This is a genomic window from Streptomyces anandii JCM 4720 (assembly GCF_014650655.1).
Lineage (GTDB): Bacteria > Actinomycetota > Actinomycetes > Streptomycetales > Streptomycetaceae > Streptomyces > Streptomyces anandii.
The window spans coordinates 9865-25505 of record NZ_BMVJ01000002.1 but is presented as its reverse complement, the minus strand read 5'-3'; the positions used below and the strand labels follow the sequence as shown (position 1 = coordinate 25505).

At 72.2% G+C, this 15641-nt stretch carries 16 protein-coding genes; 7 read left to right on the top strand and 9 right to left on the bottom strand.

Translation table 11 applies throughout. The annotated features are described in order from the left end of the window. Positions 1 to 144 precede the first annotated feature (144 nt). On the top strand, positions 145 to 906 hold the full coding sequence (locus tag IE249_RS03220; protein ID WP_189703250.1) for a DUF4232 domain-containing protein: 762 nt from the start codon (positions 145 to 147) through the stop codon (positions 904 to 906). A 236-nt stretch (positions 907 to 1142) separates the two neighbouring features. Beyond that, a complete protein-coding gene (locus IE249_RS03215) occupies positions 1143 to 1364 on the top strand; it encodes a hypothetical protein (protein WP_189703249.1) in 222 nt (73 codons plus the stop codon). On the opposite strand, the gene hemB is transcribed toward IE249_RS03215, so the two are convergent. After that, positions 1328 to 2320 carry a porphobilinogen synthase gene (hemB, locus tag IE249_RS03210; protein WP_189703248.1) on the bottom strand — a complete coding sequence of 331 codons (993 nt, stop codon included), beginning with the start codon at positions 2318 to 2320 and terminating at the stop codon, positions 1328 to 1330. The two genes, IE249_RS03215 and hemB, sit on opposite strands and share 37 nt — an antisense overlap. Positions 2321 to 2735: 415 nt before the next feature. Here hemB and IE249_RS03205 point away from each other — a divergent pair, with 415 nt between their 5' ends. Further along, positions 2736 to 3302: a zinc metalloprotease gene (locus IE249_RS03205; RefSeq protein WP_229857383.1), complete on the top strand. Its 567-nt coding sequence runs from the start codon at positions 2736 to 2738 to the stop codon at positions 3300 to 3302. Then, positions 3302 to 3982, top strand: coding sequence for a hypothetical protein (locus tag IE249_RS03200; RefSeq protein WP_189703247.1), 681 nt, complete (start codon positions 3302 to 3304; stop codon positions 3980 to 3982). The genes IE249_RS03205 and IE249_RS03200 overlap by 1 nt, the downstream gene beginning before the upstream one ends. A 68-nt stretch (positions 3983 to 4050) precedes the next feature. Here the strand turns inward: IE249_RS03200 and IE249_RS03195 are convergent, their stop codons facing one another. Together IE249_RS03195 and IE249_RS03190 are read right to left on the bottom strand one after the other, a co-directional pair. After that, positions 4051 to 4752 (bottom strand): hypothetical protein, encoded by a 702-nt coding sequence (locus IE249_RS03195; RefSeq protein ID WP_229857606.1) that lies wholly within the window; start codon positions 4750 to 4752, stop codon positions 4051 to 4053. Then, a complete protein-coding gene (locus tag IE249_RS03190) occupies positions 4752 to 5261 on the bottom strand; it encodes an RNA polymerase sigma factor (protein ID WP_189703245.1) in 510 nt (169 codons plus the stop codon). The genes IE249_RS03195 and IE249_RS03190 overlap by 1 nt, the downstream gene beginning before the upstream one ends. Positions 5262 to 5436: 175 nt before the next feature. On the opposite strand from IE249_RS03190, the gene IE249_RS03185 reads away from it, so the two are divergent. Then, positions 5437 to 5976 carry a DUF4232 domain-containing protein gene (locus tag IE249_RS03185; protein WP_189703244.1) on the top strand — a complete coding sequence of 180 codons (540 nt, stop codon included), beginning with the start codon at positions 5437 to 5439 and terminating at the stop codon, positions 5974 to 5976. Between the two features lie 11 nt (positions 5977 to 5987). Here the strand turns inward: IE249_RS03185 and IE249_RS03180 are convergent, their stop codons facing one another. From IE249_RS03180 to IE249_RS03155, 6 genes are all read right to left on the bottom strand, one after another. Further along, positions 5988 to 7403, bottom strand: a complete 1416-nt coding sequence (locus IE249_RS03180; protein ID WP_189703243.1) for a carboxylesterase/lipase family protein — start codon at positions 7401 to 7403, stop codon at positions 5988 to 5990. A gap of 508 nt (positions 7404 to 7911) precedes the next feature. Then, positions 7912 to 9618 carry a bifunctional uroporphyrinogen-III C-methyltransferase/uroporphyrinogen-III synthase gene (locus tag IE249_RS03175; protein WP_189703242.1) on the bottom strand — a complete coding sequence of 569 codons (1707 nt, stop codon included), beginning with the start codon at positions 9616 to 9618 and terminating at the stop codon, positions 7912 to 7914. Beyond that, complete coding sequence (hemC, locus tag IE249_RS03170) at positions 9615 to 10574, bottom strand: hydroxymethylbilane synthase (RefSeq protein WP_189703241.1); 960 nt, start codon at positions 10572 to 10574, stop codon at positions 9615 to 9617. Before hemC ends, IE249_RS03175 begins: the two co-directional genes overlap by 4 nt. After that, the gene (locus IE249_RS03165) at positions 10567 to 12351 is read right to left on the bottom strand and encodes a glutamyl-tRNA reductase (RefSeq protein ID WP_189703240.1); all 1785 of its coding nucleotides are present in this window, start codon (positions 12349 to 12351) and stop codon (positions 10567 to 10569) included. The genes hemC and IE249_RS03165 overlap by 8 nt, the downstream gene beginning before the upstream one ends. Next, a complete protein-coding gene (locus tag IE249_RS03160; protein ID WP_189703239.1) occupies positions 12348 to 13118 on the bottom strand; it encodes a redox-sensing transcriptional repressor Rex in 771 nt (256 codons plus the stop codon). The genes IE249_RS03165 and IE249_RS03160 overlap by 4 nt, the downstream gene beginning before the upstream one ends. A 337-nt stretch (positions 13119 to 13455) precedes the next feature. Further along, positions 13456 to 13740, bottom strand: a complete 285-nt coding sequence (locus IE249_RS03155) for a glutaredoxin family protein (protein WP_189703238.1) — start codon at positions 13738 to 13740, stop codon at positions 13456 to 13458. A 129-nt stretch (positions 13741 to 13869) separates the two neighbouring features. On the opposite strand from IE249_RS03155, the gene IE249_RS03150 reads away from it, so the two are divergent. Both IE249_RS03150 and IE249_RS35990 read left to right on the top strand, forming a co-directional pair. Continuing rightward, positions 13870 to 14802 carry an HAD family hydrolase gene (locus tag IE249_RS03150; protein ID WP_189703237.1) on the top strand — a complete coding sequence of 311 codons (933 nt, stop codon included), beginning with the start codon at positions 13870 to 13872 and terminating at the stop codon, positions 14800 to 14802. Between the two features lie 368 nt (positions 14803 to 15170). Further along, positions 15171 to 15641, top strand: a 471-nt coding sequence (locus IE249_RS35990; RefSeq protein ID WP_268249663.1) for a sigma factor, incomplete at its 3' end; no start/stop codon positions are given.

The following is a 15641-nucleotide window of genomic DNA, read 5'->3' as shown; positions in this document are numbered from 1 at the left end:
CGGCGTTCCAGCGTCCCTGGTCCTCCGGCGCCGCTGGCGGCCGGGACGACCGCTCCCCCAAGCTTCTGGTCATCCCGGCACGCCGCTCCCGGTGACGGTCGAGCGGCTCGCGATCCGCCGCTTCACACGCACAGGGGTTCAGCCATGTCCGCACGCACCGCATTCACCGCCCGCACGCACCGCACCCGTCTGTTCGCCACGACCGCGGTCGCACTGGCGGCCCTGTCCCTGACCGCCTGCCAGGGCGGGGACGACACCGAGGGAGCCGGCTCGTCCTCGTCCTCCGCGACCGCGAACGGCGCGGGCGCCGCCTCGGGCTCCCCGTCCGCGGAGGGCGGCGCCGGCTCGGCCGGGCAGTCCCCGAACACCTCGGGAACGGGCTCGAAGGGAACGTCCGGCAGCGGGACTTCCGGTTCCAAGGGCTCCACCGGTTCCTCCGGCACGTCGGGCTCCACCGGTACGGGCAAGGGCGGTACCCAGGCCGGCCGGCCGTCCCGGGGACCGGGCAAGTGCGGTGCCGCGAGCGTCCGTATCACCGCCACCGTGGTGTCCCGTCCGCTCAATCACCTGCTGCTGACCGCCACCAACACCGGTTCGAGGACGTGCCGGTTGCCCGCGTACCCGATGGCGCGCTTCGGCGAGGCGCAGGCGGTCCCGCCGGTGGCGGAGCAGACCAAGCCGCAGGCGCCCACCGAGCTGGCGCCGGGCAAGTCGGGTTACGCGGGTGTGCTGCTCTCGGCGGGCGACGGGAGCGCGGAGGGCGGGCACACGGTGCACACCCTGACGGTCCCCTTCGACGACGGTTCGATCGCGCGGGTGGCCCTCCCCGCGAAGGGCGTCCACGTCGACAACAGCCTGACGGTGACCTACTGGCAGCCGAGCCTGGACACCGCCCTGGCCTACTGAAAGTCCCGGCCGGGCGTCCCGTACCGTATCCCAGGGGCATGCCGTTCCCGCAGGTCAGATGGCATGCCGGCGTCCCGGTGTCCCACATTCACGGCTCACCGTGGCGCCGGGGCGGCCGTACGGACCAAGCTGGGGCCCGACCAGGCGCCGCACCACCTCTCGTCACCAGCTCATGCCCGTCCACAGGGGGACCGACCATGCCCGCACGCCCCACCCGTGCACCCGCACGCACACCCGTGTCCGGATCCGCGCGCACCCGCGCCCGGACCCGGCTGCTCGCCGCCGCCGCGCTCGTGCTCACCGCCTCGGCCGCCCTGACGGGCTGCCACGACGGTGAGGGCGTACGGGACGAGGGCCCGTCCTCGGTGTCGTCGAGGTCTCTGGGACAGCCGTGCGGGGAGCACGCGCCGGCCCCCGTGCCTCAGCGGAGCTTCTGCGCGACCTCGGTGGCCCAGTAGGTGAGGATGTTGCGCGCGCCGGCCCGCTTGATGCCGGTGAGGGTCTCCAGGATCGCCCGCTCCCGGTCGATCCAGCCCTTCTCGGCGGCGGCCTCGATCATCGAGTACTCGCCGGAGATCTGGTAGGCGGCGACCGGTACGTCCACCGCGTCGGCGACGCGGGCCAGGATGTCGAGGTAGGGGCCGGCCGGTTTGACCATCACCATGTCGGCGCCCTCCTCGAGGTCGAGCGCCAGCTCGCGCAGGGACTCGCGCAGGTTGGCCGGGTCCTGCTGGTAGGTCTTGCGGTCGCCCTGGAGCGAGGACCCGACGGCCTCGCGGAAGGGGCCGTAGAAGGCCGAGGAGTACTTGGCGGTGTAGGCGAGGATCGCGACGTCCTCGCGGCCGATCTGGTCGAGCGCGTCGCGGACCACGCCGATCTGCCCGTCCATCATCCCGCTGGGACCCACGACATGGGCGCCCGCGTCGGCCTGGACCTGGGCCATCTCGGCGTACCGCTCGAGCGTGGCGTCGTTGTCGACGCGGCCCTCGGCGTCGAGGACGCCGCAGTGGCCGTGGTCGGTGAACTCGTCCAGGCACAGGTCGGACATGACGAGCAGTTCGTCCCCGACCTCGGCGCGCACATCGCGCAGGGCCACCTGGAGGATCCCGTCCGGGTCGGTGCCCGCGGTGCCGAGGGCGTCCTTCTTGGCCTCCTCCGGCACCCCGAAGAGCATGATCCCGGAGACCCCGGCCTCCACCGCCTCGGCGGCGGCCTTCTTCAGGCTCTCCCGCGTGTGCTGCACGACGCCCGGCATGGCGGCGATCGGCACCGGCTCGCTCACGCCCTCGCGCACGAACGCGGGGAGGATGAAGTCCGCCGGGTGCAGCCGGGTCTCGGCGACCATGCGCCGCATCGCGGGGGTGGTGCGCAGCCGACGAGGACGCGTACCGGGGAAGGATCCGTACTTCGTCATGCTCTCTACGCTACGCCCGCCGCTGCCGTGCCTTTGCCGACGCGGAGTCGGCCGCGCATCGGTCGCACATCGGCCGCACACCGGTGGCGTAATGGAACATGTGAGCGATTGAGGGACGGGCTGTCATCGCCCTCAAGTAGGAACTCTTTACTCCTTCTTGGGATCGATGCGGGGAACGGCGCGGTCTGTGAGGCTGGATCTTGATCACAGGCACGGCTCGCGCAAGCGAAGCAGCCGGTTCAACGGGGGACCAAAAAGGGGGAACAGCGCATTTCGGGATGCACCGCCATGTGCGGGACGCGTCGAGACCTGTCCGCGTCCACACCGACATCGGCGTCGGCATCCGAATTCCTTCGAAGCCTTCCCTGAGGCTGCATCCGGCCATGCCGCATGCTCAATTCACGGAGGAGCAGTTTTGCAGCGAAGAGTCACACGCACCGCGCTCACCCGCACCTCACTCACACTCGCCTCGTGCGGCGCGCTGGCCCTGGCGGGCACGCTCGCCACGACGGCGCCCGCCTACGCGACGTACTACAGCGGGGGCATGCCCAAGCGGTCCTTCAGCGTGAAGACCGTCGGCATCAACAGCGAATGGGTCAAGTACTTCGACACCGGCCGCAAGAACTGGAACAGCGCCGGCGTCGGGGCGAACATCCAGCGCAAGTCCAGCGCCAAGCCGAGCTACACGGCCGGCAACTACAGCGCCAGCTGGTACGGCCTGTACGCGCCCTCCGGTTCGCGTTCGAGCCGGTCCTTCCAGATCAAGGTCAACGCCACGACCCTCTGGCGGGACACCAAGTCCATACCCAAGTACGACAAGTGGGTGCGGAGCACCACCACGCACGAGCTCGGACACGCGCTGAGCCTCGCGGACAACCCGAACACGAGCAAGGTCTCGCTGATGAAGCACAGCCGCGACCGCTCGAGGGTGCAGACGCCGCAGCCCTATGACAAGTCCGAGGTGAAGAGGATCTACAGGTGATGACCACCGCGAGACGGCACGTACTCATAACCGGGACGGCGATGCTCGCCGCGTTCGCCGCCGTGGGCTGCTCCGCGGACGGCACCTCCGCGAAGGGGGCCGGCTCCGCGCCGGCCGCCGAGACCGTGACCTACCACGCGGACTACCCCGCGTACTCCTCGCTCGACGAGGTCATCAAGAAGTCCGACGTCGTCGTCGAGGGCACGGTGCTCAGCAGCCGGGTGGAGAAGATGCTGCCCGACGCGCCCGCCGGCAACGACCCCGCCAAGAACCCGCAGGCCGGACTCTCGCCCGCCGAGGCGAAGAAGGCCAAGGAGGCCGCCGAGGCGGACCCGGTCATCGTGACCGTCTCCCGGGTGAAGGTCTCGCGGGCGCTGTCCGGGCACGTGGCCGCGGGTTCCGTCATCGAGGTCAGCCAGCTCGGCGGCACCTACAAGGGCGTCAAGTACCGCGACTCGGACACCACGCTCCTCGCCAAGGGCGGTCCGAAGTACGTGCTGATGCTCGCCGACCACGGCAACGGGCACCCGTACGACCTGGTCAACCCGGTCCAGGCGCTCTACGGCGTGAAGCAGGACGGCACGGTCAAGGCCGTGTCTCCCGCGGGCTTCGACGGCGCGGGCAAGGTCGGCCAACTGGCCGACCGGGCCCACCGGATCACGGCGAACCGTACGAAGTAGCCACACCGGTCGGCTGGTGCGCCACGGAGAAGCGACCCGTGGCGCACCAGCGCAGCTCTTCCGTTCCGCTACCGCGGGTGCAGGCCGAGCGCCTTGCGCACGCCCGCGCTGAGGCCGACGTGGTTGTCCTTCCCGGCGACGGGGGCGTTGCCGCGGACCTCGTACCACCCCTGCGTGGTGTTGACGAGGACGAAGCGCCCGCCGGGACCCTTGTCGAGCAGGAGGACGTACTCCTTCCCGGAGGTGAAGGAGGTGGTCTCGGGCCCGGTACCGGGTGTCGTGTACGCCACCTCGACCGAGTCTCCCGGGATCGCGCCCTTGGCGCCGGCCACCACCTTCGCCGTGGCGACGGTCGTGTCGACCCCCTCGACGCTCTCCTGATGCCCCTCGCCGACCCGCGCCCGCACGATGAGGCTCGCGGCACCCTCCAGTTCGGCGGTGCTCCCGTAGGACGGCTCGTCGGCCATGGCGGAGCCGCCGGGCCCGATGCCGGGCCCACTGGCCCGGTGACTGCCGGAGCCGGACGGAGAGCCGCCGTGCAGACCGAGGAAGGCGCCCCCGACGGCGAGCACGACCCCACACGCGACGGCGCCCAGGAGCACCCCCCGCCGGGAGGACCGCCAAGGACCACTGGCGGAACCGGCACTCACCACGGGCCCCTCGGGCCCGACGAGCGCGGCGAGCTCACCCTCGGCCCGCGCGGACAGGTCTTGGTCCGCCGCCGGGGGCGGCACCGGATTGACGCTCCGGATCAGGCCTTTCACACGCATCACACTGACTCCTCGGGCAGATCGTAGGCGGCGCGGAACGCTTTGCGTGCCCGGTGCAGCCGGACCCAGACCGCGGACGCGCCGCATCCGAGGACCTCACCGGCCTCCGTGGCGCTGAGCCCGTCCCAGTAGCTCAGCAGCAGTACCTCGCGGTGCGCGGGCGCGAGCCGGTCGAGTGCGTCGAGTACGGCGTCGTCCCGCTCCGAGACCGGAGCGCGCCCCAACTCGTCGGCGACCGTGCGGTGCAGCTCGGTCAGGCGTGCCACCGAGCGGTAGTGGTTGCTCAGCAGGTTCCGCGCGGTCACGAACAGCCAGCCGCTCCCGACTTCCTGACCACCGGTCATCCGCTCCCAGGCGGTACGGAAGACCTCGGCGGTCAACTCCTCGGCCGCGCCTCGGTCACCGCACCGCCGGTGCACATAGGCGCACACGCGCGGCTGCTCACGCGCATACAGGTCCGTGAACCGCCCAGCAAGCTCCCGCCCGCTCCGGGCCTTCAGCGTCTCCACACCTCATACATGTCACGGAGGCGGAGGATCCTTACCGATCCCTGTCAGAACTTTCGCCCTCGAACGGCTCATGCCTCGCAACCGATCGCGCTCGGCGCTCATCCAGCCAGGTGAGCAGTTCGAGGGCAAGGCGGGCCGTTGGCCGGGCCGCACACTCTGGTATCCGGGAGGAACGATGCGAGCGAAGACGCGCCTCGCCCACAGCATGGCCGTGCTCGGGGTCGTCGTGGCCGTGACGGCCTGCGGCAACGCGAACTCCGAGGACGAGACGGCGGCCCCGGCAGCGGCCAACTGCCGCACCGGTGGCCTCAAGTGGAGCCTGGTCCTTCAGCCCGGCGAGAGCAGCAGCCGGCGCGACGCTCACCTGACGGCGTCCAACCGCGGTTCGGCACCCTGCCTCTTCGCCGGTTACCCGGGCCTCCTCATCCACAACGGCAAGGCGAACAGTCTCGACGGAGTCGGGCAGGGGCACCCCGAGTCGATCACCCTGCGCAAGGGGGAAGAGCTGACGGTGGGCCTCCAGTACACCCCCAGCGGTGCGAAGGGCGCAGGCTCCACTTGCGTCCGCGAGCCCGACGCCCTCGTCTCCGCACCGCACGCCCCCGAGTCCGACCGCACGGAGATCCCCATCACGGACACCCACGGCCACCCCACCCGGATCGACGCCTGCGGCGACCACATCTCCATGTCGCCGCCGCGCCTTGCCCAGGGCTGACCGGGGCCGCCTCACGCGTCCCAGATCCGCCAGGACGCTTCCAGCGGGTACCGGGTGTCGGCGGGTGGGAGGTCCCAGAGTCTGGTCGTCTGCCGGTCCGGCGTGAACCGTGGCCAGCCCGGGTCGCCGGAACCGGCGAAAGAGGTCCAGGCGGTACGCAGTCGCTCGGACAGACCGGCGAAGGCTGCCGGTGCGGGCGAGCCGAGGAACCGGGCGGCGTAGCGGCTGGTGGCGTCGCCGAAGGTGAAGGGGACGTCGATTCCGTGGGCGGCGCCGAGAGTGGGGCCCTTCCAGGTGAAGTCGTACAGCCAGGTCCGGCCGCCCGCGTTCGCATGAGCGCGGGCGACCCGGGTTGTCGGCATCCGGACGAGCGCGTCGGACAGCATCACGGTGAACAGCCCGGTGTCGCCGAGCTCGGGGTGGGCGCCGCGGTAGGCGGCGGCCGCCTGCTTGTCGAGTCCCACCGCTTCGGCGACCGAGCCGAGGTCGGTCCCTGTCGGGGGGAGGGGGCCCTGGCCCAGGTATTCGTCATGGGTGAACCCGGCGATCAGGTCGACGTCGCGGCCGGCGCCCGCTTCGAGGGCGGTCCAGGGCTGTCCGGTCACCAACTCGCCGTCGACGACGGGCCCGAAGGCGGTGAAGCCGTCGTCGCGGCCGCGCAACGGGGTGTCCTGGACCGCCAGGAGCGCCTCCGGCGGCAGGGCGGCCAGGGAGTCCCAGGCCGCCGGGACTCCCGCGGCCCGCGCGATCGTGTCCGTGACGGTCCCGGCCTCGGTCAGGGTGCGGGCACCTGCCGGGACGCTCTGGGCGATCGCGCGCCGGAACAGGCCCCGGGCCGCCGGGGCGGCCATGAGCAGGGCCGTGGAGGCGGCTCCGGCCGACTGTCCGAAGACGGTCACGTTGCCGCTGTCACCGCCGAAGCCGGTGATGTTGTCCCGGACCCATTCCAGCGCGGCGATCTGGTCACGCAGCCCCCGGTTGTCCGGGACACCGGGCAGATGGGCGAAACCCTCGAAGCCGACCCGGTAGTTGAAGGTGACCACGACGACTCCGGAGCCGGCGAGCGCGGTGGCGTCGTACTGGGGCATGCTCGACGACCCGTGCTTCCACATGCCCCCGTAGATCCACACCATGACCGGCAGGCCGGCCGCGCCCGGATCGGAGGTCCACACGTTCACCGTCAGGCAGTCCAGCCCGTCGCCGGGCCGCCACACCGCAGGCGCCCCGGGGGCCGGAGCCAACTGCGGGGGCGCGGCCCCGTACGCCACGGCGTCCCGGATTTCGTCCCACCCCGGAGCCGGCGCCGGGGGCCGGAACCTCAACGGGCCGTCGGGCGGAGCGGCGAAGGGGATCCCCCGGAAGCTCACGATCCCGTCCCGGACCACCCCACGGACCCTCCCAGCGGATGTCACCACTACGGGACTCATGCTGCCCTCCCCCACTGACGTCCGGCAGGCCGCTGGCCGCCGGGTACATTGCGGACATGACGATACGGCCACCTGCGGCGCGGTCCGGTCAGGCGGTGCGGTGCCCCGTCACCTGACGAGCCGTACTTCCGCCCGGACGGTCTTCGTCGGTGCGGGGCCGTACCGGATTCCCCAGTGGCACGACAGTTGCTCCACGAGCAGCGGTCCGTAGCCGGACTCCGCGGGCCGGCCGTCGGCCACACGGGACGTGACCGGCGGCCGGTCGCCTCTTGTGTCCCTCACCTCGATGCGCAGGACGGTGGGCCGGGGGACGGAGAGGGTGAGGCGGAAGCCGCGGCCCGCGACCCGGCCGTGCAGCGCCGCGTTCGCCGCGAGTTCGGCGACGATCAGCCGGGCGGGGTCCCATATTCCTGCCGTACGCCTCCGGGCACTGAACGACGACGGACGGCGGGGTGCCCCCGGCAATCGCCGTGGGGCACCCCGCCGTCCGTCAATGAGCTCACCGAGCTCAGGTCGTCGAGCGGCGCCTCCGCGCGCCCGGGCGGCGTTCGCTCGGGCGGGTGACCGGGTCGCCCGCCTCCAGGGCGGCGGCGCGGCGGCGGAGGCCGAACTCGGCCAGGGCCTCGGCCAGTCGGTGGACCGAGGGCTCGGGGGCCATGACGTCGACCCGCAGGCCGTGCTCCTCCGCCGTCTTCGCCGTGGCGGGGCCGATACAGGCGATCACCGTCACGTTGTGCGGCTTCCCGGCGATGCCGACGAGGTTGCGTACCGTCGAGGACGACGTGAAGAGCACCGCGTCGAAGCCGCCGCCCTTGATCGCCTCACGGGTCTCCGCCGGAGGCGGCGAGGCCCGCACCGTGCGGTAGGCGGTGACGTCGTCGACCTCCCAGCCCAGCTCGATCAGGCCGGCCACCAGCGTCTCGGTGGCGATGTCGGCGCGCGGCAGGAAGACGCGGTCGATCGGGTCGAAGACCGGGTCGTAGGGCGGCCAGTCCTCCAACAGGCCCGCCGCCGACTGCTCACCGCTCGGCACCAGGTCGGGCTTCACACCGAAGGCGATCAGGGCCTTCGCCGTCTGCTCGCCCACCGCCGCGACCTTGATGCCGGCGAAGGCGCGGGCGTCGAGGCCGTACTCCTCGAACTTCTCGCGGACCGCCTTCACCGCGTTGACCGAGGTGAACGCGATCCACTCGTAGCGGCCGGTCACCAGGCCCTTGACCGCGCGCTCCATCTGCTGGGGCGTGCGCGGGGGCTCGACCGCGATGGTCGGGACCTCGTGCGGGACGGCGCCGTAGGAGCGGAGCTGGTCGGAGAGCGAGGCCGCCTGTTCCTTGGTGCGCGGCACGAGCACCCGCCAGCCGAACAGCGGCTTGGACTCGAACCACGACAGCTGGTCGCGCCGGGCGGCGGCGCTGCGCTCGCCGACCACGGCTATCACCGGCCGGCCGCCGTCCGGGGACGGCAGGACCTTGGCCTGCTTCAGGGTCTGGGCGATGGTGCCGAGGGTGGCGGTCCAGGTGCGCTGACGGGTGGTCGTACCGGCGACCGTGACCGTCAGCGGGGTGTCGGGCTTGCGGCCCGCCGAGACCAGTTCGCCGGCCGCGGCCGCGACCGAGTCGAGCGTGGTGGACACCACCACCGTGCCGTCGGAGGCGCCGACCTCCGTCCAGCAGCGGTCCGAGGCGGTACGGGCGTCCACGAAGCGGACGTCCGTGCCCTCGGCGTCGCGCAGCGGCACACCGGCGTACGCGGGAACACCCACGGCGGCCGCGATGCCGGGCACGACCTCGAAGGGAACACCGGCCGCCGCGCACGCGAGCATTTCCTCCGCCGCGTACGTATCAAGTCCCGGGTCCCCGGACACCGCACGGACGACCCGCCTGCCGCCGCGCACAGCCTCCATGACAAGATGTGAGGCATCCCGCACCGCGGGGGCTCCAGCGGTCGCCGACGTGCCGTCGACGACCGTGAGCTGAGGCGTGCCCGTGCCCGGCAGCGGGTCCGACGAAGGACCCGGGTCCGTGTGCACGACGGCCACGCCCTGCCTGGCGTGCGTGCGGACGACCTCGAGCACCTCGTGCTCGGCGACGAGGACGTCCGCGTTCGCAAGCGCCTCCACGGCGCGCAGTGTGAGCAGTCCCGGATCTCCGGGTCCGGCACCGAGGAAGGTGACGTGCCCGTGTTCGAGGCCGGCGGAAAGGGTGGTGGGGCTCAATGTGCTCGCTCCCCCATCAGACCGGCCGCGCCCTGGGCGAGCATCTCGGTGGCGAGTTCGCGACCGAGCGCCATCGCCTGCTCGTGCGTGTGGGGCACGGGACCGGTGGTGGACAGCTGCACCAGCGTGGAGCCGTCGGTGGTCCCGACGACCGCCCGCAGGCGCATTTCCTTGACAATCTGCCCGTCGGCCAGAAGGTCGGCCAGCGCGCCCACGGGTGCGCTGCAGCCGGCCTCCAGGGCGGCGAGCAGTGATCGCTCGGCGGTCACGGCGGCCCGCGTGAACGGGTCGTCGAGCTCGGCGAGCGCGGCGGCGAGGTCCGCGTTGCCCGCGGCGCACTCGATCGCCAGTGCCCCCTGGCCGGGGGCGGGCAGAACAGTGTCGACCGACAGGAAGTCGGTCACCTCGTCGGCGCGGCCGATGCGGTTCAGGCCGGCCGCGGCCAGCACCACCGCGTCCAGCTCGCCCTTGTGCACGAAGCCGATCCGAGTGTCGACGTTGCCCCGGATGGGGACCGTCTCGATGTCCAGGCCGTGCGTGCGGGCGTACGCGTTCAGCTGGGCCATGCGGCGCGGGGAGCCGGTGCCTATGCGGGCGCCGCGCGGCAGGTCGGTGAACTTCAGCGCGTCCCGCGCGACGATCACGTCACGCGGGTCCTCCCGCTCCGGCACGGCGGCCAGGACGAGTTCGTCGGGCTGCGTGGTGGGCAGGTCCTTGAGCGAATGAACCGCGAAGTCGACCTCCCCGCGCGCCAGCGCCTCGCGCAGCGCCGCGACGAAGACGCCGGTGCCGCCGATCTGCGCCAGGTGCTCTCGGGACACGTCGCCGTACGTGGTGATCTCGACGAGCTCGACGGGCCGTCCGGTCACCTGGCTCACGGCGTCCGCCACCTGCCCGGACTGGGCCATGGCGAGCTTGCTGCGCCTGGTGCCGAGCCTCAATGCCTTCTCAGTCATGCCGGCCCTCGGTTCCTGCCGTTCTTCTCGGGGTGGTGCTGTCGTCGGCCTGGGAGACGGACGCGACCGTCTCGGGGTCGAGGTCGAACAGGGTGCGCAGCGCGTCGGCGTACCCGGCGCCGCCGGGCTCGGCCGCGAGCTGCTTGACCCGTACGGTCGGCGCGTGCAGGAGCTTGTCCACGACGCGTCGCACGGTCTGGGTGATCTCCGCCCGGTGCTTGTCGTCCATGCCGGGCAGCCGCCCCTCGAGGCGGGCGATCTCACCGGCCACGACGTCGGCGGCCATGGTGCGCAGGGCGACCACGGTGGGCGTGATGTGCGCGGCGCGCTGGGCCGCCCCGAAGGCCGCGACCTCGTCCGAAACGATACGGCGGACCTGGTCGACGTCGGCCGCCATCGGCGCGTCGGCGGAGGCCTCGGCCAGGGACTCGATGTCCACCAGGCGTACCCCGGCCAGCCGGTGCACGGCCGCGTCGACGTCGCGCGGCATGGCGAGGTCGAGCAGGAACAGGGCGGGCTCCGGACGCGGGGCGACGACGACCGGCTCGGGCCTGCGCCGCTCCGGGATGCGGCCGACGGTGGCGGCGGTCGCGGCGAGCGCGGTGATCAGCTCGGCGTCGGCCTCGGCGCTGCGGCGGGCGGCCTCGCGCCGGTCGACGGTGCCGTTGTCCACCCAGGTGCCGTGCTGTTCCAGCGTGGCGGCGTCGATGCCGGCCACGGCGGACTCGCCCATCAGGGAGAAGCCGGGCTCGGCGGCGGCCACGGCGGCCAGGTCGAGCGGGCAGCCCTCCTCGGCGCCGACCGTGGTGGGCGGCAGCGGGGTCTCGCGCGGGTCCGCCGCGACGGCCGTACGACCGCCGCCGTGGACCTCGGCGGCACCGGAACCCGCCGCACGCGCCGCGTCCCCGTTGACCGCGCCGGCGGCGGGCGAGCCCGTGCGGCCCTCGACCGCCGTGGCGATCGTCCCGGCCGTCAGGACGAGTCCCGTCGCGCCGGTGCAGGAGACGGCGACATCCGCACGTGCCAACTCGGCCGGCACCGCGTCCATCGGTACCGCGCGGGCCAGCACGTCCGTGTCGTCGCCGGTGGCGAGGATCCGGGCCAGGCGCTCGGCGCGCTCCGGGGTCCGGTTGGCGATCACGATCTCGGCGACGCCGGCGCGCGCGAGCGTCGCGGCGGCCAGCGAGGACATCGATCCGGCGCCGATGACCAGGGCCTTCTTGCCCCGCGCCCAGGCGGCGACGTCGGCGCCCCGGGAGAGCTGCTCCAGGCCGAAGGTGACCAGGGACTGCCCGGCGCGGTCGATGCCGGTCTCGGAGTGGGCGCGCTTGCCGACCCTGAGCGCCTGCTGGAACAGGTCGTTGAGCAGGCGTCCGGCCGTGTGCAGATCCTGGGCGCGGGCCAGGGAGTCCTTTATCTGGCCGAGGATCTGGCCCTCGCCGACGACCATCGAGTCCAGGCCGCAGGCCACCGAGAACAGGTGGTGGACCGCCCGGTCCTCGTAGTGCACGTAGAGGTAGGGCGTGAGCTCCTCCAGGCCGACCCCGCTGTGCTGGGCGAGCAGCGTGGACAGCTCGGCGACACCGGCGTGGAACTTGTCCACGTCGGCGTACAGCTCGATGCGGTTGCAGGTGGCCAGGACGGCGGCCTCGGTGGCCGGCTCGGCGGCGACGGTGTCCTGAAGCAACTTGATCCGCGCGTCCGTGTGCAGGGAGGCGCGCTCCAGCAGGCTGACGGGTGCGCTGCGGTGGCTCAGTCCGACGACGAGGAGACTCATGCCGGCATCACGGCGGGTACGTCCCCGTCGGGCCCCTGGTCGGCGGCCGCTTTGCGGGCGGCGGCAGCGGCGGCCCCGGGCAGGGCGCCGTCGGCGGCGGCCTCCTCGCCGGCCTTGCGCTGCTCGTGGAAGGCGAGGATCTGCAGCTCGATGGAGAGGTCGACCTTGCGCACGTCGACGCCTTCCGGGACGTTCAGCACGGTCGGCGCGAAGTTGAGGATGGAGGTCACCCCGGCGGCCACCAGCCGGTCGCAGACCTGCTGGGCGGCGCCCGCGGGGGTCGCGATCACGCCGATGGAGACCCCGTTGTCCTGGATGATCTTCTCCAGGTCGTCGGTGTGCTGCACCGGGATGCCCGCGACGGGCTTTCCGGCCATCGCCGGGTCGGCGTCGATGAGCGCGGCCACCCGGAAGCCACGGGAGGCGAACCCGCCGTAGTTGGCCAGGGCGGCGCCCAGGTTGCCGATGCCGACGATGACAACCGGCCAGTCCTGGGTGAGCCCGAGTTCGCGGGAGATCTGGTACACGAGATACTCGACGTCGTACCCCACGCCCCGGGTCCCGTAGGAGCCGAGGTAGGAGAAGTCCTTGCGCAGCTTGGCGGAGTTGACCCCCGCCGCGGCCGCGAGCTCCTCGGAGGAGACCGTGGGCACCGAGCGCTCCGACAGCGCGGTCAGGGCTCGTAGGTACAGCGGAAGCCGGGCGACGGTGGCCTCGGGAATCCCTCGGCTACGGGTCGCCGGTCGGTGAGTTCGGCCAGTTGCCACGGTGCTCCTGCGGGTAGAGCGGGGCTGTGGGCGGTCATACGTCCCCGGACCGCCCCGTCGAAAGCAGGCTATGTCTTTGTGAACGCGTGCACAAAGATGGTGTCCGATTTGCCCGGCCAACGTGACCGGGGTCACGCACCCCGCGCGGGGGTGCGCGGAACCCGGCCACCCGCCCTCGCGTTCCTTCTTTGTTGGGGGCAAAACCGCACACGCTCCTCTACGATCCCCGCCCCCGAGACCAAGTCGCCGTCGATCCTAAGCGACTTTCCGCCAGTTTGTACTCGCCGGTCAGTCGATGGACGGGGTCGGGATCCAGCCGTCGAAGCCGCCCACGGCGTCAGCCGGTCAGCTCCCTGCGCAGCCGCTCCTCGTTCACCCGCCAGAAGGTGTGCTGTTCACCGTCGACGAGCACGACCGGGATCTGCTCCCAGTAGCGGTCGTACAGCTCCGGGTCCTCGGTGATGTCCTTCTTCTCCCAGGGCACGCCGAGATCGGCGCACACCTTCTCCACCACCGCCTGCGCGTCGTCGCACAGATGGCAGCCGGGTTTACGGACGAGGGTGACGAGCCGCTCGTGGGGCGCGGGGGGCCTGCGGCGGAAGAGGGGACTCATGCCGGCCATTCTCGCGCCGTCGCGCGCCCGTGTGACCCCGCGCGCCCGCGGCCGCTTCTACGACACGGTCGCGCAGAGTTCACGGCATGCGAACCTCTCGGCTCCGGAACCACCGAACAGACTGGCTATGCTCACGCCATGGCCGCTCTCGGATGGCTCACTCCCCGTAGGCGCTCCGCCACGGCGCGGAGCGTGTTGGCAGGCGAGGCCTCGGCGGAGGCAGCGCGCAAGTCCTCGCAGGCACAGGAGGCGCAAGCCGCGCCACCCGCCGACGAGGAGGCTGAGTTCCCGGTGCACGGCGACGTCCACGCGGCCGCCTTCTTCGACCTGGACAACACCGTGATGCAGGGCGCCGCCCTCTTCCACTTCGGCCGGGGACTTTACAAACGGAAGTTCTTCGAGACCCGCGACCTCGTCCGGTTCGCCTGGCAGCAGGCCTGGTTCCGGCTGGCCGGGGTCGAGGACCCCGAGCACATGCAGGAGGCGCGCGACTCCGCGCTCTCCATCGTCCAGGGCCACCGCGTCGCCGAACTCCAGTCGATCGGCGAGGAGATCTACGACGAGTACATGGCCGAGCGGATCTGGCCGGGCACGCGGGCGCTCGCCCAGGCCCACCTCGACGCCGGCCAGAAGGTGTGGCTGGTCACCGCGGCGCCCGTGGAGATCGCCCAGGTCATCGCCCGCCGCCTGGGCTTGACCGGGGCGCTCGGCACCGTGGCGGAGTCCGTCGACGGCGTCTACACCGGCCGGCTGGTCGGCGAGCCCCTGCACGGGCCCGCGAAGGCGGAGGCGGTGCGCGCGCTCGCGGCGGCCGAGGGCCTGGACCTGTCCCGCTGCGCCGCCTACAGCGACTCCCACAACGACATCCCGATGCTGTCGCTGGTCGGCCACCCCTACGCGATCAACCCCGACGCCAAACTGCGCCGCCACGCCCGCGAGATGGACTGGCGTCTGCGCGACTACCGCACCGGCCGCAAGGCGGCCAAGGTCGGCATCCCGGCGGCGGCCGGAGTGGGAGCGGTCGCGGGCGGCACCGCGGCGGCGATCGCGCTGCACCGGCGCCGCCGGTGACACCCGTACGCGCGGAGGGACAGGACCGCCGCGCGTGACCGGGTGCGCGGCGCACCCGGAATCCGGGCCCGACGCCCGAACGTACTCACGCACCGCGTTGGCCTTTCCTCTTGGCGGTACACCGCCACAACACGCCCCCGATCCACACCGACACCGAACCGAACCGATCAGCAATCGGTCACTCTGCGGCACTTGATGGGGCGTCAATCGGTTACGGAAGCGACGTAATCGATGATTTGAGCAACTGGGTGTAGCAGCGCCTGTACGAAGCGTTATTCTCCTCAGACGCAAACCGGTACCCCTCCGTCGCTACGACGGGTGAACGGTCCCGCACTGCACGTGATGGAAGCTCTGCCTCTGGGAGTCCCGTGTACCCACACGTCGGGGTTGACGCCTCGGGCCTGGCTACGCTCCGCGCCACGGTCCTGGACCTGCTGCGCGGGCTCGTCCCCACCGCGTCCGCCGGCCCTGCATTCGCCACCGCCGCGCCCGTAGGCCCGTACTACGCGCTGGCCGACGGCATGGAACAGGGGCCGGTCCGCAGTGCCGTCGTCGAGGGCCGCCGCACGGGCGACGGGCGCGCCGCCGGCAGACGCGCCCGCCAGACCGCCGCGACCACCGTCCGCCGCCCGGCCGCGGACAGCGACAGCGCCCGGATGATGGAGCTCGTCGAGCGCGCCCAGGCCGGCGAGGCCGACGCCTTCGGCCGCCTCTACGACCAGTACAGCGACACCGTGTACCGGTACATCTACTACCGCGTGGGCGGCAAGGCGACCGCCGAGGACCTCACCAGCGAGACCTTTCTGCGCGCCCTGCGCCGCATCGGCACCTTCACCTGG